Here is an 18,845-nt window from a genome sequence, read left to right on the forward strand (position 1 = left end):
TGTATTTTTGAACATTTCGTTTGCACTTTTTTTGGCACAACGCAGCACAGCCGTCCGTAAAGTGCGTTCTACACTGCACTTTACGGACGGCTGCAACTCCTTCACCTTATTTAGTTGCTTTGCGGCATTTTGTCTCGCTGCTTCGGCCGCTGAAGGTTTGGTCTGGTCCGGTTATGAAGCACCGGCGGCCGAATGATAATATTGAGCATAGCTTTCACATCGAATGGAAAAAGCGGCCACATATACGGACGGTTGAACGAACGAGAGGTGACGAGCATCATGATGACCGCCGTCGTCGCGACAACAAAACCCGGCACCTTGAACGCCCATACCGAGACGATCAGCAGCAGTCGGACGATCCGATTGGCTAGTCCAAGCTCGTAGCTAGGCGTAGCGAACATGCCAATTGCCGCGACCGCCATATACAGCACAACCTCGTTAATGAACAAGCCGGTTGATACCGCGATATCTCCGATCAAAATAGCCGCAATGAGCGACATCGCCGTCGCCAGCGGTGTCGGCGTATGAACGGCTGCCATCCTTAGCAGATCAACTCCGAGCTCGGCAAGTAAAAACTGAGCGACCATCGGAATTTTACCGGTCTTCGTCGGGCCGAGAAACTCCAGTCCCGTCGGCTTCAATTCCGGCTGAATGACGAACAGAAACCAGATCGGCAGCAAAAACAGCGAGGCCATAATGCCGATGAACCGTACCCAGCGTAAATATGTGCCCATGAACGGCGTCTGTCGGTTCTCCTCAGCATGCTGCACAAGATCGAAGAACGTTGTTGGCAGGATCATAACGCTCGGGGATGTATCCACGAAGACCGCCACGCTGCCCTCGAGCAAATGAGCAGCTACAACGTCAGGCCGTTCCGAATAGCGGACGAGTGGATACGGATTCCAGCCTCTCTTCACCGTCGCTTCCTCGAGCTGCTTGTCCGCCAGCGGCAAGCCGTCGAGCTTCACCTGCTGAATTTTGTCCCGTATCGATTCCACCAACTCCGTATCCGCTATGTCGTCAATATACGCGATGCATACATCCGTCTTCGTTCGTTCGCCAATCCGCAGTACTTCGTAACGAAGCTGCGGATCACGGAGACGGCGGCGGACAAGCGAGACGTTAACGAGCATCGTCTCGACGAAGCCGTCCCTCGCACCGCGTACGACGCGCTCAAGCGACGGCTCTTCGGGACCGCGGGACGGGAAGCTTTTCGCGTCAATAATAAGCGCGTTACGTTCACCTTCAAGGAACAAAGCCGTTGCACCGGCCATCACCTCAAGCAGCATCTCATTCCAATCGTCAACCGGCTTCACTTGAACGGCTGGAACATAATGATGCAGAAAAGCATGCAGCGCATCAGACGATATATTATCGGGCTGAAGATAAGTAAGGCGGGAAAGCACTTCCGTTAAGACGGAGTCCTTCACTAGTCCGTTCATGAAGAACATGACGGTTCTCGTCTCACCGAACGTCATTTCACGTATGGTAATATCAAAGCTCGTTTTGTAGCCGGCCTCGATCTCAAGCTTCTTCAGAAATTGCTCCACGCGATTCGGAATCGGCTCTTTATGCTGCTCTTTTCTCGTTTCCGCTAACGCTTGTCCGTCTTGCTGCTTAGTCCCGCTTGACGGCTGATCGCTGCCTTGTTCATGTCCGTTCTGCTGGTGATTCTCATGCGCAGACGGCTCCTTGGACACGAGCTCGGCGGACAGAAACTGCCTCAGCCGTTCTTTATCCTTCAGAATGGACAGCATTTCGATATGCTCCGCATCCAGCTTGTGTTCTTCCATAGGCTGCTCCGGCTCCGGAATCTGCTCCGGCTCCCGCCTCTGCTTCAGCTTTATATCGTCCTGATGACTGCTAGAAGATTCATCGTCCACACTCTCCAGCAGCTCCTCTGCCCATTGATTTTCATCTTCGGCTTTGCTGGTCTCAATTCGACGAGACACCGGCTTGACTGCCTTCTTGCCGATGTCCTCTGCTTTTATCGAATCAAGCATGCTGAGAACCTCTGGAATTATAAAAGACTGTTCGTCATGCGGATTCGAATGTTTATCCCGATTTCTCATAGCGCCCTCCTTCGTATTGCCTGCCTTTATGCCGCCCCTGCATTCTTCTGTTACCATTGATAAAAGAGCCAATCAAACAACGAGCCTGCCGTTTTGCCAAGCACCATCGCCCATACAAGCGCTGCGATCTGACGGGAAAGTGAAATCCGCTTCGCGAGAATCGGCAGCACATTCATCACTTCGGTCAGCGCCGCAGCCAGCATCCCGACGAACAAGCCATCGAACAGGCCGGCGATCGGCATGATGACAGAACCAGCAACACTCAATTGCCAATTCATGAAATCGGCGAACGTCCAGAACAACGAACCGGTAATGACCGCCGTCTCGAACCAAATCGCCTTATGATAAGCGCTGCCGAGCTGAGCAAGCCTAGGAATCAAATCGAGTATGATGAGCAGCGAGACAAGCCCTGAACCAACTGCCAAGCCTCCACCAAGGCCAAGCGATGCGATGAATAACCCGCGGAGCGCATCCTCAATCATCACCATCACCTGTCAGAGTGCTTCTATGCTGTCCTTGCTTTTTGCGCATCTCGTCCGCGACGACATAAGCATTCACATTTTCTTGATACAAGTACAGCTCTACCTCAAGCGGATTAGGCTCCTCATTGAACCGTTTCTTGAACAGATGGTTAAAAAACAGCAGCATACCAAGCCCAATACCGATAGAATACGGAATTTGGAACCAAAGCGGATGCTCGTTCCGGCGTCCTGTGACGAGCTCTGCGATACGGATATGCACTTCCTTCATGCTGACATCCGTATGAAAATTCATAATTGCAAGGCCTGCACCGAAAAAAAGCAGAAGCCATGCCCCGACCAGCACCGGCAAACGAGCGCGTTCTTCCTTTTCCCCCACCATTAGCAGCACTTGCGGATCACCATACGTCTCGATCGCTATATCCGGATACCGAGACCGGATGATGCGAATGATTTGGAGCAGATCGATGACGACGCGGTTTCCATCAGCTGTATGGTGGCGGTACAGCTCAAGTGCGGCCATCTCCTCCTCAATCTCCTCATTGGCCAGCAGTCTTGCCGTCATCCCCAACGTCACCGTATCGCCTGCTTTAATATGAACGCGTTTTTTGAGCCGCATATAGAGCACCGATTGTGCCGGCATATCGCTCCCCAATCCGTCTCACCTCCATATCTGCACAAGCGGGATACATTTTCTAGCTTAGTATGGCTGTGAAGGCAGCAAAAAAACCAAACCACCCTTTACTGGGCGATTTGGTTTTTGATCAACTGTAATATTTTTTTCTCCAGCCTCGATACCTGAACCTGAGAAATGCCCAGCCGGCTGGCCACCTCCGACTGTGTCTGATCCCGGAAATATCTTAGATAGACGATCAGCCGCTCCCGCTCCGACAATCCTTCAATCGCTTCGGCAAGCGCTAGTTTGTCGAACCAGCGCTCCTGAGTATCGTCAGCAATTTGATCCATAAGCGTAATCGGATCGCCGTCGTTCTCGAACACCGTCTCGTGAATGGAGGTCGGCGGCTTGTTCGCTTCCTGAGCGAAGACGACGTCCTCCGGCGAGATTCCAAGCCCGTCCGCTACCTCCTTAACGGTCGGCAGCCGTCCGAGCGTCTTCGACAGCTCGTCCTTCATTTTGCGCACCTTGTTCGCCGTCTCCTTCAAGGATCGGCTAACCTTCAGCGTCCCGTCATCACGGAGAAAGCGCTGAATTTCACCGATGATCATCGGCACCGCATAAGTCGAAAATTTAACGTCGTAAGACAAATCGAATTTATCGACCGACTTCAACAGTCCGATGCAGCCGATCTGGAACAGATCGTCCGGCTCGTAGCCGCGGTTCATGAACCGCTGCACTACCGACCACACAAGCCGAATATTGCAATGTACAAGTCTATCTCTTGACACACTGTCTCCGGACTGGCTCAACGCGATAAGGCGCTTTACTTCCGCATCGTCCAAATACGGCTGCGCCGTTTGCTTCAAATCGACATCCATGAGGTCCAACCCCTATGCGCTTAATTAAACAGCGCTTTTTTCGATTCGATCCGCTTGGTCATCTCGACACGCGTTCCTCTGCCGGGCTCGCTCGTTACTTCAAACCGATCCATAAAGTTCTCCATAATCGTAAAGCCCATGCCAGAACGCTCCATTTCGGGCTTGGATGTGTACAACGGCTGGCGTGCCAGCTCCAAATCCTCAATACCATTGCCCTCGTCACTTACGACCAGATGGACCGTCTCATTCTGAATCTTTGCTTCGATCGTCACCAGCTTCTCGGGGTTGCTGTCATAGCCGTGAATAATCGCATTCGTGACGGCTTCCGATATGACCGTCTTCAGGTCGTTCAGCTCGTCCAGCGTAGGGTCTAGCTGCGAAATGAAAGCGGCCACGGCGATACGGGCAAAGGCTTCATTCTCACTGCGGGCGGAGAACGTCATACTCATCGAATTGGCAGTGTTCGTCTCGCTCATGATACGACCTCCAAACTGGTGAGCGCGCTTCGCTCGTTATCGTGAACAGCCAAAATTTTGAACAATCCCGATAGCTCCAGCAGACGGTATACGTTTTTGTTCACATCGCAGACCGCCATTTTTCCGCCCTTTGCTTTAAGCTGCTTATAACGGCCGAGAATGACGCCGAGCCCGGAGCTGTCCATAAAGTTTAAATCCCGCATGCTGAGCACGACGTGATCGACGGTCCCTTTCATAATCGCTTCCTCCATCCGGTACCGGACGATGTCAGCCGTATGATGATCGAGCTCTCCTTTCAGACGGACAATCAACACATTGCGTTGATGCTCTAACTCCACGTGAAGACTCATAGCCTGTTCACTCCTCCCCGTAATGAACACAAGTTTCTCCGCCAGCCCTTGCCATTCCTGCCTCCCGACAAAACTAGAAGCCTAGCGCTATGAGCCGACAAAATGCCTGATGACGCGCGCTGCACGATGCTGCTCCTCTCCCGCCAATTCAGCATCATACGGCACAAATTATTCGGTTAAAGCACATTACACCGTCAGCTGAACAGACCTCTGCCCGTCCGTTTCATCAGCGTCCACCAGCTTGCCTTCTTCACTGTAATCGGGGATTGCACTTCGAACTCCGCTAATTGCTGATCCCCTTGATAAACGACAATTCGGCCGATTGTATCCCCGATCTTGACTGGAGCTTTGATTGGCTTGTTCAGCTGCAGCTCGTGCCGAATATCGCCCTTCGAGGCACCTTTGCGCATGAGCACGCTGTATGGGTGCGTCGCCTTCAGCTCCAGCTTAGCCACTTGCCCCTTCTCAACCGGAACGGTGCCGATCGGGTCGCCCTGCTTGAATATCGAATAATTCGTATAGGAAGCGAACGAATAATCGAGCATCGAAGCCACTTCCGCGTTGCGTGTCTTCGTATTCGGCTCGCCCATTACAACTGCAATTACGCGCAGTCCATCGCGGCGCGCTGTTGCGGACAAACAGAACTTGGCCTCATTCGTAAAGCCCGTTTTCAAACCGTCAGCACCGCTGTAAAACCGTACAAGCTTATTCGTATTCACGAGCCAGAACGGCTTGTCGCTTGTTTTGCGCAAGTAATCCTGATACAGCCCTGTATACTTCGTAATTTCTGTATGCTTGAGAAGTTCCTTCGACATCACGGCGATGTCATGAGCCGAAGTGTAATGGTCGGGTGCCGGAAGTCCATTGCAATTAGCGAAATGCGTATCGTTCATGCCGATCTGCTTCGCCTTCTCATTCATCATCGTCACGAACTGTGCCTCTGAGCCTGCAATCTTCTCTGCCATCGCAACAGAAGCATCGTTGCCTGAAGCGAGCGCAATGCCTTTAATCATCTCATCAACAGTCATTTCCTCGCCTGGCTCAAGAAAAATTTGCGAGCCTCCCATCGACGCCGCATATTCGCTTGCTACCACTTTGTCGGTCAGCTTCAGACGTCCGTCGTCAAGTGCTTCCATAATGAGCAGCAGCGTCATGATTTTCGTAATGCTTGCCGGAGGCAGCTTATCGTGACTGTTTTTATCGAATATTACCGTTCCGCTATCCGCATCCATCAGAATGGCCGAACGAGCAGACGGTGCCAAGTTCACAGCCGGCGAGGCTGCTTTCTGCTTAGCCGCTTCCGGCTCTGCCGCTGTAGCGGTGACGGCCGGTACCATTAGCATGAGCGCCATGGAGCATACGATAAATTTGGTACAGATGGACTTGAACAAGAACGTTCCCTCCTAAAGCTTGATACGGCCTCGTTCTGCCTCAGCCGAAACGAAATAACGATACGTTTCTAGCCGTTGTTGTTCAGCACGAAACAGACGGCGGCCATCTTTTTCCTTTACATTATGGACAGCACCGAAGCAAATTATTCCAGAAAGCAACAAGCCATAAAAAAAGACGATACTGGATCAAATCAAGTATCGCCCGTCAATATTACCCAAGCCGAACGCTGCCCTCTGCCGTCACGACCGACAGCAATAGCGGCCTTAGCTTCGGCTGCTCTCGCCCTATCTTATAAGCTTCACGCGTTTCGTTCGCGATTGCATCGATGTCGACTGCTCCACGGCGAACATGCAGCTCAGCCAGCGTCTCACCTGCCCGTACAGGGTCGCCAACCTTCTTCTTCAGCGTAATCCCTACCGCATAGTCGATCGGATCGTCCTTGGCCGCTCGACCTGCTCCAAGCTTCATTGCCGCAACACCGAGCTGCTCCGCTTGAATCGCCGTTACCCATCCGTCCTCCGCCGCTGTAACTGCAATCTCCGCTTCAGCCTGCGGCAACCGTTCCGGATCGTCGATCACGGACGGATCGCCGCCCTGTGCGGCGACGAATGCTCGAAATTTCGCTAATGCGGCGCCAGACCGAAGCGCTTCCTCGAGCAGAACGTTCGCTTCCTTGATCGTCGCAGTTCGTCCCGTCAATACGGCCATATGAGCAGCAAGCGTCAAGCACAGCTGCTCCAAATCTTTCGGCCCCTCTCCGCGCAGCGTCAAGACCGCTTCCTTCACTTCCAATGCATTTCCAATCGCAAACCCTAGCGGCTGATCCATATCGCTAATAATGGCAGCCGTCTTCCGGCCGACCTCCGTTCCGATGTCAACCATTGCTTGGGCCAGCTGCTCCGAGTCCTCAAGCGATTTCATAAAGGCACCGCTGCCCGTCTTGACGTCGAGCACAATCGCATCTGCTCCCGCCGCAATCTTCTTAGACATGACAGAGCTGGCAATCAGCGGAATCGACTCTACAGTCGCCGTAACGTCGCGGAGCGCATACAGCTTCTTGTCTGCTGGCGTTAAATTGCCGCTCTGACCGACGACTGCAATGCCAATCTCGTTCACTTGATCGAAGAAGGCTTCGCGCGCAAGCTCCGTACGCAGCCCCGGAATCGATTCCAGCTTATCGATTGTTCCTCCCGTGTGACCAAGCCCTTTTCCCGACATCTTCGCGACAGGTACCCCAATGGCTGCGACAAGCGGAGCGACAATTAGCGTCGTCTTATCTCCTACGCCCCCGGTACTATGCTTGTCCGCTTTCATGCCGCGAATCGGGCTTAGATCAACCGTATCACCCGAATAGGCCATCGCCATCGTCAAATCCGCTGTTTCTTTCTTCGTCATTCCTTGAAAGTATACGGCCATCGCCCAAGCTGACATTTGATAATCGGGAATTTCGCCCTTGCAATATCCGTTTATGAGAAAAACGATTTCGTCATAGGACAACGTACTGCCATTTCGCTTCTTCTGTATGAGATCAACCGCACGCAAAAGCTTTTATTCCTCCTCGGTCGATGATTTTATTTGGCTTCGACAGCGATTGTGCTGCTCTGTCTGCGCCTTTACGATTAAGGTATCGAGCATTTGACTCAAAAATAATACTTCACGATGTTGAAAAGTTTGACGATTAATCACAGCATCAACCATAATGCCGCGCAATTCCTCTACTCGTGTATTCAATGAATTATTCATCTTCTCCACTCCACTCATATAATCATGGACTATTGTACGTCTTGTACAAACGTAAAGTCTGTCAAATTGAGTCGGTGAAGTAAAATTTTTTAACCGACAAATAGTGACGGCTAGAGCTTCGGCACAACCTCCGACACGAGCCTCAGGAACCGAGATTTGACTCGTTCTGTCGTCTCGATGACTTCCGTATGGGACAATGGCTGGTCCAAAATGCCGGATGCCATGTTACTAATGCACGAAATACCGAGCACTTCGATCTTGCAATGCCGTGCAGCTATGACTTCAGCCACAGTCGACATGCCAACCGCATCCGCTCCGAGAATTCTCATCATCCGAATTTCTGCCGGCGTCTCATACGACGGTCCCAACACGCCGATGTAGACTCCTTCTCGCAGCTCGAACCCATTCTCCCGGGCTGTTTCATGCGCCAGTGTGCGAAGCCTGCGGCTGTACGCCTCCGACATGTCGGGGAATCGATCGCCGAAGCGCTGCTCGTTCGGACCGATCAGCGGATTGCGTCCCGTCAGATTAATATGATCGGAGATAAGCATCAAATCTCCCGGCTCGTAGCTGGTGTTAATGCCTCCCGCCGCATTCGTCACCACGAGCTTCGTAACGCCCAGCTCGCGCATGACGCGAACCGGGAAGCTTGTCAGCTCCGGACCATAGCCTTCATACATGTGAAACCGGCCCTTCATCATGACGACCGGACGACCGCTTAAGCGGCCGATCAGCAGCTCACCGGCATGTCCTTCAACTGTCGATACCGGAAAATGTGGAATTTGTTCATAGGCAATCGTCGTGACATCCGTCAGATGATCGCCCAGAACACCAAGTCCGGAACCGAGAATTAGGCCGATTTCCGGTTTAAGCGAGGTCCGCGCTGTAATATAAGCTGCTGCCTCCTCGTATGCTTTACCTTGTGTTACATTCCATGATTGATTCGACATATTGCCACTCCTCATCTATATGGATTTCAATTATGCAATGTCAATTTAATCGATCTAGCAGGCTCTCGCCGTTGGGCGGCATCGTTACACCGAAGTTATCCGCAATCGTCGCAGCGACATCTGCGAAAGTCGGGCGAACACCGACCGAGCCTGGCGTGACGAACGCCGGGCTATATAAAAACAACGGGACATACTCGCGAGTATGATCGGTGCCAGGATGAGTCGGATCGTTGCCGTGATCGGCAGTTACGATTAGCAGATCACGCGGTCCAAGCCTCTTCTCCAGCTCCGGAACCGCTCGGTCGAACGCTTCAAGTGCTTTCGCATAGCCAACCGGGTCCCGGCGATGACCATACAGCGAGTCAAAGTCAACCAAATTCGTAAACAGCAGCCCTTCAAAGCTCGTCTCCAGCCGGTCGAGCGTCTTGCGGATACCATCCTCGTTGCTCTTCGTCGGCATCGATTCCGTAATGCCCTCGCCGTCAAAAATGTCGTTAATTTTACCGACGCTGATAACATCGTAACCGTTATCCTTCAGCGCATTGAGCACAGTTGGAGCCGGCGGTTTAAGCGCATAATCGTGACGATTCGGCGTACGGACGAATGCTCCTGGCGAACCGACGTAAGGTCTGGCAATAACACGGCCGACCGCATATCGCTCATCCATCGTCAGCCTACGTGCAATCTCACATGCACGGTACAGCTCTTCAAGAGGGATTATGTCTTCGTGCGCTGCAATTTGAAATACACTGTCTGCCGACGTATACACAATCCAAGCACCTGTACGCATCTGTTCCTCGCCAAGCTCGTCAAGAATCTCAGTCCCGCTCGCTGGCTTATTGCCGAGCACCCGGCGACCCGTCCGCTCCTCGAAAGCCGTGATCAGCTCATCCGGAAATCCGCTGGGGAACGTCTGGAAAGGAATCGTCACCCGAAGTCCCGCGATTTCCCAATGCCCCGTCATCGTATCTTTGCCGACGGATGCTTCTGACATTTTGCCGTAATAGGCTGCCGGTTGATCTTTACTTGGCTGCCATCCTGGCAGCTCGGCGATTCGATCGAGCCCCCACCGTCTCAGCTGCGACAGCTTCATATCGGGCACTTCCCGAATAATATGACCCAGCGTGTGGGAACCAGTATCACCGAACGATGCGGCGTCCGGAAGCTCTCCTATACCGACACTATCTAGCACAATAAGCGCAATGCGTTGAAACCGCATGCGGCATTCCCTCCTTCTTCCCTGACCGGTAATCGGCAGGAGCTGAGCGTATTACCTCGCTCTTGGATGTGTCCGCTCATACACTTCTTTTATGCGAGATTTCGTTAATTGAACGTATTTTTGTGTAGCTGCCAGACCGGCATGTCCCATCATTTCCTGTACGGATCGGACATCAGCGCCATTCTCCAGCAGATGAGCGGCGAACGAGTGCCTAAGCGAATGCGGCGTCAATTCGCCGTCGAAGCCGGCAGAAGACGCATATTTTTTGACGATTTTCCACACGCCCTGCCGCGTCATTCGCTCTCCTCTGCGATTCACGAACAAAGCCTGCTCCTCCTGCTTGCCTCGCAGCATCGTCTTCCGTCCTGACGACAAATAAGCCGCAATGGCTTCAGCTGCCGAACGGCCGAACGGTACGATCCGCTCTTTGCTGCCGGCTTGCAGCCGGATGAAGCCGAGCCCCGCATGGACATCCTCTACATTCAGCGCGATCACTTCCGATACCCGAATGCCGCATGCATACATCGTCTCTAGAATCGCTGCATCGCGAGTGCCGGCAGCTTCCGTCTTATTCGGAGCGGCAAGCAGCCGTTCGACTTGCTCAGTCGACAGAATACTCGGAGGCGGGCTTATCGACTTAGGAGCATCCATGTCTGTTGTTGGATCATGATCTACTACATGCTTGTCCAGCAAGTAACGGAAAAAGGCGCGAAGCGACACCCGGTAGCGGGACAAGGACGCATTCTTACGGCCATCCTGCCTAAGGACCAGCCAGTAGCGCGCCATATGATGCTTCATGACCTGATTCGGCCGATCTAACCCAAGCTCTGCCGCAAACCGGATAAAATGCCGCAAATCCCGTTCGTAAGAAGCAAGCGTGTTGTCGGATAGCGACCGCTCCACTGACATTTCCTGCAGAAACGATTGTAATTCCGTTTCCATGACCAGCTTTCCTTTCTGCAGTCGAATGACGTGCTCTTACTTATTCCACAATCTACGTGCGATTTCCTGCCTCTCATTGGCGCTTCTCGTCATACAGCTGCGGATTTGCACGAATGATCAACGCCGTTAACGATGTCTACAGTCCCCCTTGATCCTATTCTCCGTACCAATAGAACCAGCGAAGACGGTCTCCCATCGAACCGCCCTCCGGCGGTGAATAAATCGGACCGTTCACTTTCACTGCACTCCCCTGCGGTTCGCGGTAAGGATCGAGCGGGGCAACGACGCTCATCAACCAACGATAACCTCCGGAAGCTGCGAGCGTAAGCATGACGAATAGAACGATGAATAACAGTCTTCCAAGCCATATACGCAACGACAATACCATAGTTCACCCTCGCTCTCTAACCAAAATGCGATAGATCTGCTAATCGCCGCTATAGATTAACGGCAAGTTAATGCTTCATTAACCATTAGCAATCATCCTATTGGTTCACCATATGCAGCGTAGAGAGTGTTCATTCAAGTTCATAAAGACAACAGAGCAGTTAGAAAGCAGTAAACGGCAATCCGACAGCCTCGGCGACCGCTTCGTTCGTAACCGAGCCGTTATGCGTGTTCACGCCTTTGCGCAGCGACGAATCCTTCATTGCTGCAGCCAAGCCTTGGTCCGCCAGCATCCGAGCATATGGCAGCGTCACATTCGTCAGCGCAAGCGTTGAGGTGCGTGGAACGGCGCCGGGAATATTAGCTACCGCGTAATGAATGACGCCATGCTTCACGTAGACCGGATTTTCATGCGTAGTCGGTCGATCAACCGTCGCAATCGAGCCGCCTTGGTCGACAGCGACATCAATAATGACGGTCCCTTTCTTCATCGACCTCACCATCTCCTCCGTCACCAGCTGCGGGGCTCTCGCACCAGGTATGAGCACTGCTCCGATAAGCAGATCAGCCTTGCGGACAGCGGCTGCAATATTTTGCGGATTAGAAGCAAGCGTACGAACCCTTCCCCCGAACACATCGTCCAGATAACGCATCCTCTCTGCGCTTTTTTCCAACACAACAACGCTTGCCCCCATGCCTAATGCAATTTTGGCCGCATTCGTACCGACAATCCCGCCCCCGATAATAACGACATCAGCAGGCGGCACGCCAGGCACACCTCCGAGCAGCACCCCTCTGCCTCCGTAGAACGATTCCAAATACTGCGCCCCAAGCTGAACGGACATCCGCCCTGCAACCTCACTCATCGGAGTCAGAAGCGGCAGACCGCCCCCTGCAAGCTGGATCGTTTCATAAGCGATGGCGGTAACATTGGCAGCTACTAACGCCTTCGTCAGCAGCGGAGCTGCCGCTAAATGCAAGTAAGTAAACAACAGCAGCCCCGGTCGAAAATAATCATATTCGACCGGAAGCGGCTCTTTAACCTTTATAATCATGTCCGAATTGTTCCATACATCTCGTGCCTTGCCTGCCAATTCCGCACCAGCGGATTCATACTCCTCATCGAGAAAGCCGCTGCCTTGCCCCGCTCCCCGCTCCACAATAACATGATGGCCCCCGGACTTCAGCAGGCTGGCTCCGGCAGGGGTCAATGCAACGCGCAGCTCACTGTTCTTAATCTCCTTAGGTACTCCTATACGCATGCTCCCACTCCTTTGATATAGACTTCGAGCATTCGCCCCCAGCCGTCCTCGAGCAAGTGGTTACTAATAATCGGATGCGAGGCATTTCACCAAAACCTATACACATATTGTATGTCGCTGCAAACGCCCTCGTCAGTCCTCGATGGTACGTTTCTCTCCGGTTTGTAAAAATATGTACTCTAAGCGGCAGCCGTCCATACGTATCCGATCGCCTACCATACTATAGATGTAATCGCAAGCTTATCGTTTACTCTATGCAACGACCGAAGGAGAGACGTCAACTTGGCCAAAATGCGCTTGGAAAAGCTGTTCGGACATTGCGTCCGCACTTCCGCCGCCAAACATACTACCAGGCACCTCATCGGTTTTCGTGGTCAAAAATCATATACACGTCTTATCCGATTATTGCAGCGCAAAGGCATCAAGCCGGTCAAAACGCTGCGTTCGAGCCGCGTCATTTGCTGTTATGTCGATGCGAAACGGCTGAAAAGCAAGGTTCGTACAGCAGCAGCCGTCGCTGGCGTTAAATTCATTGAGAAGGACGCGCGTGTACGTGCACATGCTTTGACATCTGGCAAAAATCGAATGGGACGGGTTCGGAGCACTGCCGATTGTCCGGATAATGCACCTTGGAACGTCTGCCGAATACTTGCGCCTGCCGCATGGCAACGTACGGACGGCAGTGGAGTACGGGTCGCTGTAATTGATACCGGAATTGCGAAGCATAACAACCTGGCGATCTCGGGCGGCATCAACACGGCAACCGGTGGCTCTTATTACGACGATAACGGACATGGCACCCATGTAGCCGGCATAATTGCTGCCTCTGGAGCTAACGGTATGCAAATCGGCGTTGCTCCCAAAGTAAGCCTATACTCCGTCAAGGCGCTGGACAAAGAGGGACTCGGCTACATCTCTGATATCATTCAAGGCATTAACTGGTGTATCGACAATAATATCCAGGTCATCAATATGAGCTTCGGATTAATGCCGGGCGAGCAAAGTGCTGCGCTGCAGGAAGCGATTCAGAAGGCGTATAAGAAAGGCATTGTCATCGTAGCGTCTGCCGGCAACAGCGGTCCTAACAACAGTAGAATCGATGAGCCAGCCAGCTTCCCCGAAGCGATAGCGGTCGCTGCGTCGACCCGCAACGATGAAATCGCATCTTTCAGCAGCAGAGGTAAAGGTGTCGACATCACCGCACCAGGCTCACTCATCCGATCTACCGTTCTGCATAATGGATATCAGTATATGTCCGGCACAAGTATGGCATGCCCTCATGTCGCAGCCGGAGCAGCGCTTCTTCTCGCTGCCGAAGGGAATCTTACGCCGGCTGAAGTAGCGGAGAAGCTGAAAGCATGGTCAACAAGCTTGCCCGGTTACAGCGAGCTAGAGCAAGGAGCAGGACTGCTGCAGCTTTCCGAGATCGGGGCAGACAATGCTGCCGCTGTCGTCAACCGTCCAGGCTCTATGAAGCGCCGGCCGCGCCGGACGGTTAAGAAACGGAAAGCGAAAGCATAACCCGATGCACGCATAATTCGAACGCTTCATGCAGCTCTCAATCATTCCAACCAGAGCAAATAAAAAAAGGCTGTCCACGCCGATCGGCATGAGGACAGCCTTGCTTTTGTTTAATTTATTATGATGACGATTTGCCGGATTGAGCCGTTTCGATGCCTGCTGCCTCATTCTTCTCCTGACAGCGGCGGCAGACGCCTTGAAAGTCAAGTCGATGATCGACGACTATAAAACCGAACTCCTGTTCGAGACGCTCCTCGAGCGGACCCAGCCAATCATCCATAATCTCATCCATCGTACCGCATTGTACGCAGATCAAATGGTGATGATGATGTTTGTTGCTGTCCGTTCGCAGATCATAGCGGGCAACACCGTCTCCGAAATTCATCTTCTCAACAACGTGCATCTCGCTTAGCAGCTCCAGCGTCCGATATACGGTGGCCAAGCCAATCTCTGGAGCCTTCTCTTTAACCAACATAAATACATCTTCTGCACTAAGATGGTCTTCCTCGTTCTCCAGCAGCACCCGTACGGTCGCCTCGCGCTGCGGGGTTAACTTGTAGCCCTGCGATTGCAGCTGCTGTTTAATCTTCTCGATCCGGGCTTCCATGGTTTCCCCCCTCGCACACCTTATTGCGTCCATTGCCGGAACATTTGACTTCATTATAGGGGTTAAACACAAATAAAGTCAAACGGTTTGCACCGTTTGCATAGTCAACCGACTATAAAAAATGCTCCTATCGAGAAGTGTGGACCTCCTGTTCCCGAAAGAGCAAATTTTTAGCTATGAGCCACTAATCATCGGTGCCGCCCAACGCATGAGAACCGGCGATATATAGGCTTCCAGAAGCGATGCAGCAGTGACGGCCAAGAGCATAAGCGTCAGCATCATACATAAGGACACAAAAGCTGGCATTAATCTCCCCTTGTTCTGCAGCAGCCGATAACGTATCACATACAGAGCAAATGTAACAGCAGCTACGCTTGCAATCATAAAAGCAGGAACGACGATTAGGTTTGGCGGAACGACGGATGCGAGCGAGAACACGATACCCTTCCAGCCATGCTCGCTAACGACAGTGCCGATAGCAAAGCCGACGAGTGCCCCTTTCAAGAAATCGAGTGCCAATACGAATGGCAGTCCGACTACCGTCATCCCAAGCACGCCGATCAGCAATATCCATTTGGCATAGAAGAAAAACCGAGCCCAGAACGTTGCTGCCTCGTCCGGGTATATCCCCGCCTCCATCGAACGGATAAATCGATTCAAATCGCCAGACAAATCCTGCTGCTGCTCAAGCGTCAGCGCATGTACGGCAAGTGCGCCGAATACGACCCCGACAGCAAACAGCACGCCAACGAACACGTACAGCATCATAGAATCTGCCGTCTGCCGTTTCAATAATGTCGCGTTCACGAGTGTCACCTCTTGTCCTGTACCGTTTCATAGCTACTTTATGATCGGACAAGACGTCATATGCGTAAACGGACGAAAGCTAAGAACGAAAGCGTCGCTTTGAGCCGCTACAGCTCTCCTGTCAGTTTATAATGACGCCATGCATACACAGCCAATATCGTCTTCGCATCGCTGATCCGTTCTTCCTTAATATAGGCAAGTGCTTGCTCCAGCGTAATCGTATCAACCTGCAAATATTCATCCTCATCAGGATTGACTTGACCTGCGGTCAGCCCTTCCGCCAAATACAAATACAGCTTCTCATCGGCGAATCCCGGTGACGTATAGAAGGCGCTGATCGGCTTGAGCGAGGCCGCTTTATAGCCCGTTTCCTCTTCCAGCTCACGTGCCGCGCAGACGATAGGATCCTCCCCTGCATCCAGCTTTCCTGCCGGAATTTCGATCTGGAACTTGTCCATCGGCTTTCGATACTGCTCTACAACGAGCATACGGTCATCGATTATAGCTAGAACTGCAGCTGCACCTGGATGTCTAACAATCTCCCGGGTTGCTGTCTTACCGTCAGGCAGTTCGATCGTATCTACCTGCAGCGTTATAATTTTTCCTTGAAAAATTGGTTCCGTACGAAGAGTAGGCTCCCTCCATTGATCCAACTGATTACTCATCTCTTTCGATCTCCCTTCGGTTCGGCGGGCGAGTCATAAGGCATACCTTGTCCGCATATGTATCATTATACCAAATCGGCTCACGCGGAAGGAGCGCTCGGGATGAAATCTTATTATTCGCACGAAAGCCTTAGAATGGTCGGCAAAGGTTGGGAAGTACGCAGAATGCTGAAAGAGTTAACATGCCGCAACGCCGGAAGTTCCATGCTGTCCGAATATTTGAAGCGCCGTACTCCGAAAAGATAAAGCGAACAGAATCTCCCCTATCCTTACCAACAACCTCGCTCATAGAAGTTCAACAAAAGCCTGCCGGAGGAGCTCGCGCCATCAGCGCGGTTTCCTTTCAGCAGGCTTTGCATTGTAGACCTGTCTATTGTAGATTCGCCGCTTGCTTAATAATTTCAACGACGAGTTCGGCGGTCTTCACCAAATCGTCCGCTTTAATCTGTTCCTTCGTCGTATGGATATGCTCATACCCGACAGCCAGATTGACCGTCGGCACACCCATACCGTTGAAGACGTTCGCATCACTGCCGCCGCCCGAGTGGAATGTGCGCGGCGTCAAGCCAAGAGCCTCGATTGCCGACTTCGCAAGCTCGACCACTTCATCGCCATCCCCGTAACTAAACGCGGGATATATGATTTCACTTTCGAACTCCGCCTTCGCGCCGAACTCGGCCGCGGCCGATTCAACCGCCTGACGCATATCATTCACTTGCTTATCCAGCTTATGCTGAACGATGCTTCGCGCCTCTGCTTCCAGCTTGACGAAGTCACATACAATGTTCGTCGCGCCTCCGCCTTCGAAACGGCCAATATTAGCCGTCGTCTCTTCATCGATTCGTCCAAGCGGCATTCTGGCAACCGCTTTGGATGCAACTTGAATCGCGCTGATGCCGTCCTCAGGATTTACGCCTGCATGCGCCGATTTTCCGTACAGCTTAATCGTGATGCGAGCTTGGGTAGGGGCTGCGACCGCTATATCACCGATCACCCCGTTGGAGTCGAGTGCATAACCAAGCGCTGCTTTCAGCTTAGTACGATCCATCGCACGCGAGCCGAGGAGCCCAGATTCCTCTCCGACCGTAATAACGAATTGAATCGGACCATGCGCAATTTGCTGCTCCTGCAGCACGCGAATCGCTTCGAACATGGCCGCAAGTCCCGCCTTGTCGTCCGCACCTAGAATTGTCGTCCCGTCCGAGCGAATATAACCATCGTCATCAAGCTGCGGCTTAATGCCATTGCCGGGCTTTACCGTATCCATATGGGAGGTAAACAATAGAGCGGGCGCATTCGAGCCGTCGGTTGCCGCAAGCATAGCGAACAGGTTGTTCGCCCCATGCCCCGTCTTGACAGCAGCATCATCTTCTTCGATCGTAAGGCCGAGCGCTGTAAACTTTTGCTTCAACACTTCACTAATTCGCGCTTCATTCCCGGTCTCACTGTCTACCTGAACAAGCTCCATAAATTCTTGAATGAGCCGATTGCGCTCTACCATATGCAATTCCTCCGTTTCGATGTCATGCTTCTAGTACTTCGTTACGTTAGTTTCTCATCTTCAGTCATTTCTATAGATGCTCTTCATCTTCAATCTATGATAGGATAAAAGAAAGAGCGGCTCAACCGCAGTCATTATTCGTAAAGGAGTGTTACCGGATGTACAGCAATCGCATTGTCAAAATCGTCGTCTGGCTTATGCTCGCCGCGATGCTCCTGTCAGTTATCGTCTCCGGCATCAGCTGGATGTTCTAGCGATCGATAGCTCATCTGATCGAACCCGAACTGGCGGCTGAAATATGGCAGCAGCTCTTCGGCCGCTTGTTCCGGCTTCATCTCTCTCCCGGTCAAATCCTCGAACGACGTTACCCCGTATTGCGTGATGCCGCATGGAATAATTCCCTGAAAGCCTTCCGAGCCGATACCTGCCTTCAAGTTAAGCGCAAAGCCGTGACTCGTGACGAAGCCTCTGCGGCTGCGTGCTCGGTTAAATTTAACGCCGATTGCCGCGATCTTCTGGTCCCCGACCCATACGCCCGTATATTCTTCCTTCCGCCCGCCTACAATTCCGTATTTCGCTAACCAGTCGATAATAACCTGCTCTAGATCGCGTAAGTACCCGTGCAAATCCAAGTTAGCCGCTTCCAGATACAGCAGCGGGTAACCGACTAACTGGCCAGGCCCATGATACGTAATGTCCCCGCCCCGATCGATTTCAAACACCGAAATACCGCGTTCTTTTAATTGCTCCTCATCTAACAGCAAATGCTCCGGATGCCGGTCTGTGCCCAGCGTATACGTGGGGGAATGCTGAAGAAGGAGCAGCGTTTCACAACGCTCCTCCTTATCGATCTGTTTCACGTATTCCTTTTGCAGCTCCCAAGCTTCCGCATAGCCGATTAGCGGGATGTACCGGGCGTCAAGCACCCGATTCGTCTGTGTAGTCTTCGCCATCGTCCATTGCCTCGTTTCGTTA

General features: G+C 52.4%; 22 protein-coding genes. 3 read left to right on the forward strand and 19 right to left on the reverse strand.

Annotated features, from left to right (window positions below; genetic code table 11):
* Positions 1–110: 110 nt before the first annotated feature.
* The 14 genes from PXY01_RS02745 to ald form a co-directional block, all read right to left on the reverse strand.
* Positions 111–2,072 (reverse strand): spore germination protein, encoded by a 1,962-nt coding sequence (locus PXY01_RS02745; protein ID WP_127567047.1) that lies wholly within the window; start codon positions 2,070–2,072, stop codon positions 111–113.
* Between the two features lie 50 nt (positions 2,073–2,122).
* Complete coding sequence (locus PXY01_RS02750; RefSeq protein WP_127567366.1) at positions 2,123–2,554, reverse strand: stage V sporulation protein AB; 432 nt, start codon at positions 2,552–2,554, stop codon at positions 2,123–2,125.
* Entirely contained in the window at positions 2,547–3,194 is a 648-nt protein-coding gene (locus PXY01_RS02755; protein WP_127567368.1) for a stage V sporulation protein AA, read from the reverse strand. The genes PXY01_RS02750 and PXY01_RS02755 overlap by 8 nt, the downstream gene beginning before the upstream one ends.
* A gap of 98 nt (positions 3,195–3,292) precedes the next feature.
* Entirely contained in the window at positions 3,293–4,048 is a 756-nt protein-coding gene (gene sigF / locus PXY01_RS02760) for an RNA polymerase sporulation sigma factor SigF (protein ID WP_127567049.1), read from the reverse strand.
* Positions 4,049–4,068: 20 nt separating this feature from the next.
* A complete protein-coding gene (spoIIAB, locus tag PXY01_RS02765; protein ID WP_127567051.1) occupies positions 4,069–4,524 on the reverse strand; it encodes an anti-sigma F factor in 456 nt (151 codons plus the stop codon).
* Positions 4,521–4,874 carry an anti-sigma F factor antagonist gene (gene spoIIAA / locus PXY01_RS02770; protein WP_127567053.1) on the reverse strand — a complete coding sequence of 118 codons (354 nt, stop codon included), beginning with the start codon at positions 4,872–4,874 and terminating at the stop codon, positions 4,521–4,523. The genes spoIIAB and spoIIAA overlap by 4 nt, the downstream gene beginning before the upstream one ends.
* Before the next feature lie 194 nt (positions 4,875–5,068).
* On the reverse strand, positions 5,069–6,265 hold the full coding sequence (locus tag PXY01_RS02775; RefSeq protein WP_373864269.1) for a D-alanyl-D-alanine carboxypeptidase family protein: 1,197 nt from the start codon (positions 6,263–6,265) through the stop codon (positions 5,069–5,071).
* 211 nt (positions 6,266–6,476) lie between these two features.
* Positions 6,477–7,808, reverse strand: a complete 1,332-nt coding sequence (locus PXY01_RS02780) for a pyrimidine-nucleoside phosphorylase (RefSeq protein ID WP_127567055.1) — start codon at positions 7,806–7,808, stop codon at positions 6,477–6,479.
* A 6-nt stretch (positions 7,809–7,814) separates the two neighbouring features.
* Entirely contained in the window at positions 7,815–8,009 is a 195-nt protein-coding gene (locus PXY01_RS02785; RefSeq protein WP_127567057.1) for an aspartyl-phosphate phosphatase Spo0E family protein, read from the reverse strand.
* A 110-nt stretch (positions 8,010–8,119) separates the two neighbouring features.
* Positions 8,120–8,959: a purine-nucleoside phosphorylase gene (locus tag PXY01_RS02790; protein ID WP_127567059.1), complete on the reverse strand. Its 840-nt coding sequence runs from the start codon at positions 8,957–8,959 to the stop codon at positions 8,120–8,122.
* A gap of 40 nt (positions 8,960–8,999) precedes the next feature.
* Positions 9,000–10,178, reverse strand: coding sequence for a phosphopentomutase (deoB, locus tag PXY01_RS02795; RefSeq protein WP_127567061.1), 1,179 nt, complete (start codon positions 10,176–10,178; stop codon positions 9,000–9,002).
* A gap of 51 nt (positions 10,179–10,229) precedes the next feature.
* Complete coding sequence (xerD, locus tag PXY01_RS02800; protein WP_127567063.1) at positions 10,230–11,120, reverse strand: site-specific tyrosine recombinase XerD; 891 nt, start codon at positions 11,118–11,120, stop codon at positions 10,230–10,232.
* A 154-nt stretch (positions 11,121–11,274) separates the two neighbouring features.
* Complete coding sequence (locus tag PXY01_RS02805; RefSeq protein ID WP_127567065.1) at positions 11,275–11,508, reverse strand: DUF4227 family protein; 234 nt, start codon at positions 11,506–11,508, stop codon at positions 11,275–11,277.
* A gap of 160 nt (positions 11,509–11,668) precedes the next feature.
* Positions 11,669–12,769, reverse strand: a complete 1,101-nt coding sequence (ald, locus tag PXY01_RS02810) for an alanine dehydrogenase (RefSeq protein ID WP_127567067.1) — start codon at positions 12,767–12,769, stop codon at positions 11,669–11,671.
* A gap of 291 nt (positions 12,770–13,060) precedes the next feature.
* Between ald and PXY01_RS02815 the strand changes: the two genes are divergently transcribed.
* Positions 13,061–14,290, forward strand: a complete 1,230-nt coding sequence (locus PXY01_RS02815) for a S8 family peptidase (RefSeq protein WP_246027782.1) — start codon at positions 13,061–13,063, stop codon at positions 14,288–14,290.
* 118 nt (positions 14,291–14,408) lie between these two features.
* Here PXY01_RS02815 and fur read toward each other — a convergent pair whose 3' ends face one another.
* From fur to PXY01_RS02830, 3 genes are all read right to left on the reverse strand, one after another.
* Complete coding sequence (gene fur / locus PXY01_RS02820) at positions 14,409–14,897, reverse strand: ferric iron uptake transcriptional regulator (RefSeq protein ID WP_127567071.1); 489 nt, start codon at positions 14,895–14,897, stop codon at positions 14,409–14,411.
* Between the two features lie 174 nt (positions 14,898–15,071).
* Positions 15,072–15,704 carry a stage II sporulation protein M gene (spoIIM, locus tag PXY01_RS02825; protein ID WP_246027771.1) on the reverse strand — a complete coding sequence of 211 codons (633 nt, stop codon included), beginning with the start codon at positions 15,702–15,704 and terminating at the stop codon, positions 15,072–15,074.
* Between the two features lie 107 nt (positions 15,705–15,811).
* Positions 15,812–16,369, reverse strand: a complete 558-nt coding sequence (locus PXY01_RS02830) for an NUDIX domain-containing protein (protein WP_127567073.1) — start codon at positions 16,367–16,369, stop codon at positions 15,812–15,814.
* 102 nt (positions 16,370–16,471) lie between these two features.
* Between PXY01_RS02830 and mciZ the strand changes: the two genes are divergently transcribed.
* Complete coding sequence (mciZ, locus tag PXY01_RS02835) at positions 16,472–16,615, forward strand: Z-ring formation inhibitor MciZ (RefSeq protein WP_164744284.1); 144 nt, start codon at positions 16,472–16,474, stop codon at positions 16,613–16,615.
* Positions 16,616–16,739: 124 nt separating this feature from the next.
* Here the strand turns inward: mciZ and PXY01_RS02840 are convergent, their stop codons facing one another.
* Entirely contained in the window at positions 16,740–17,870 is a 1,131-nt protein-coding gene (locus PXY01_RS02840; protein WP_127567077.1) for a M20/M25/M40 family metallo-hydrolase, read from the reverse strand.
* A 158-nt stretch (positions 17,871–18,028) separates the two neighbouring features.
* On the opposite strand from PXY01_RS02840, the gene prli42 reads away from it, so the two are divergent.
* On the forward strand, positions 18,029–18,124 hold the full coding sequence (gene prli42, locus PXY01_RS02845; protein ID WP_127567079.1) for a stressosome-associated protein Prli42: 96 nt from the start codon (positions 18,029–18,031) through the stop codon (positions 18,122–18,124).
* On the opposite strand, the gene lipB is transcribed toward prli42, so the two are convergent.
* Entirely contained in the window at positions 18,089–18,823 is a 735-nt protein-coding gene (gene lipB / locus PXY01_RS02850; protein ID WP_127567081.1) for a lipoyl(octanoyl) transferase LipB, read from the reverse strand. The two genes, prli42 and lipB, sit on opposite strands and share 36 nt — an antisense overlap.
* Between the last annotated feature and the right edge of the window lie 22 nt (positions 18,824–18,845).

The sequence above is a fragment of the Paenibacillus xylaniclasticus genome (genome assembly GCF_004001065.1).
Taxonomy (GTDB): Bacteria; Bacillota; Bacilli; order Paenibacillales; family Paenibacillaceae; genus Paenibacillus_T; species Paenibacillus_T xylaniclasticus.

Bases quoted from the DNA above. Each gene is read 5' to 3' on its own strand.
- PXY01_RS02745 (WP_127567047.1), bottom strand. From the start codon at position 2,072: ATGAGAAATCGGGATAAACATTCGAATCCGCATGACGAACAGTCTTTT.
- PXY01_RS02750 (WP_127567366.1), bottom strand. From the start codon at position 2,554: ATGATTGAGGATGCGCTCCGCGGGTTATTCATCGCATCGCTTGGCCTT.
- PXY01_RS02755 (WP_127567368.1), bottom strand. From the start codon at position 3,194: ATGCCGGCACAATCGGTGCTCTATATGCGGCTCAAAAAACGCGTTCAT.
- sigF (WP_127567049.1), bottom strand. From the start codon at position 4,048: ATGGATGTCGATTTGAAGCAAACGGCGCAGCCGTATTTGGACGATGCG.
- spoIIAB (WP_127567051.1), bottom strand. From the start codon at position 4,524: ATGAGCGAGACGAACACTGCCAATTCGATGAGTATGACGTTCTCCGCC.
- spoIIAA (WP_127567053.1), bottom strand. From the start codon at position 4,874: ATGAGTCTTCACGTGGAGTTAGAGCATCAACGCAATGTGTTGATTGTC.
- PXY01_RS02785 (WP_127567057.1), bottom strand. From the start codon at position 8,009: ATGAATAATTCATTGAATACACGAGTAGAGGAATTGCGCGGCATTATG.
- PXY01_RS02790 (WP_127567059.1), bottom strand. From the start codon at position 8,959: ATGTCGAATCAATCATGGAATGTAACACAAGGTAAAGCATACGAGGAG.
- deoB (WP_127567061.1), bottom strand. From the start codon at position 10,178: ATGCGGTTTCAACGCATTGCGCTTATTGTGCTAGATAGTGTCGGTATA.
- xerD (WP_127567063.1), bottom strand. From the start codon at position 11,120: ATGGAAACGGAATTACAATCGTTTCTGCAGGAAATGTCAGTGGAGCGG.
- PXY01_RS02805 (WP_127567065.1), bottom strand. From the start codon at position 11,508: ATGGTATTGTCGTTGCGTATATGGCTTGGAAGACTGTTATTCATCGTT.
- ald (WP_127567067.1), bottom strand. From the start codon at position 12,769: ATGCGTATAGGAGTACCTAAGGAGATTAAGAACAGTGAGCTGCGCGTT.
- PXY01_RS02815 (WP_246027782.1), top strand. From the start codon at position 13,061: ATGCGCTTGGAAAAGCTGTTCGGACATTGCGTCCGCACTTCCGCCGCC.
- fur (WP_127567071.1), bottom strand. From the start codon at position 14,897: ATGGAAGCCCGGATCGAGAAGATTAAACAGCAGCTGCAATCGCAGGGC.
- PXY01_RS02830 (WP_127567073.1), bottom strand. From the start codon at position 16,369: ATGAGTAATCAGTTGGATCAATGGAGGGAGCCTACTCTTCGTACGGAA.
- mciZ (WP_164744284.1), top strand. From the start codon at position 16,472: ATGAAATCTTATTATTCGCACGAAAGCCTTAGAATGGTCGGCAAAGGT.
- PXY01_RS02840 (WP_127567077.1), bottom strand. From the start codon at position 17,870: ATGGTAGAGCGCAATCGGCTCATTCAAGAATTTATGGAGCTTGTTCAG.
- prli42 (WP_127567079.1), top strand. From the start codon at position 18,029: ATGTACAGCAATCGCATTGTCAAAATCGTCGTCTGGCTTATGCTCGCC.
- lipB (WP_127567081.1), bottom strand. From the start codon at position 18,823: ATGGCGAAGACTACACAGACGAATCGGGTGCTTGACGCCCGGTACATC.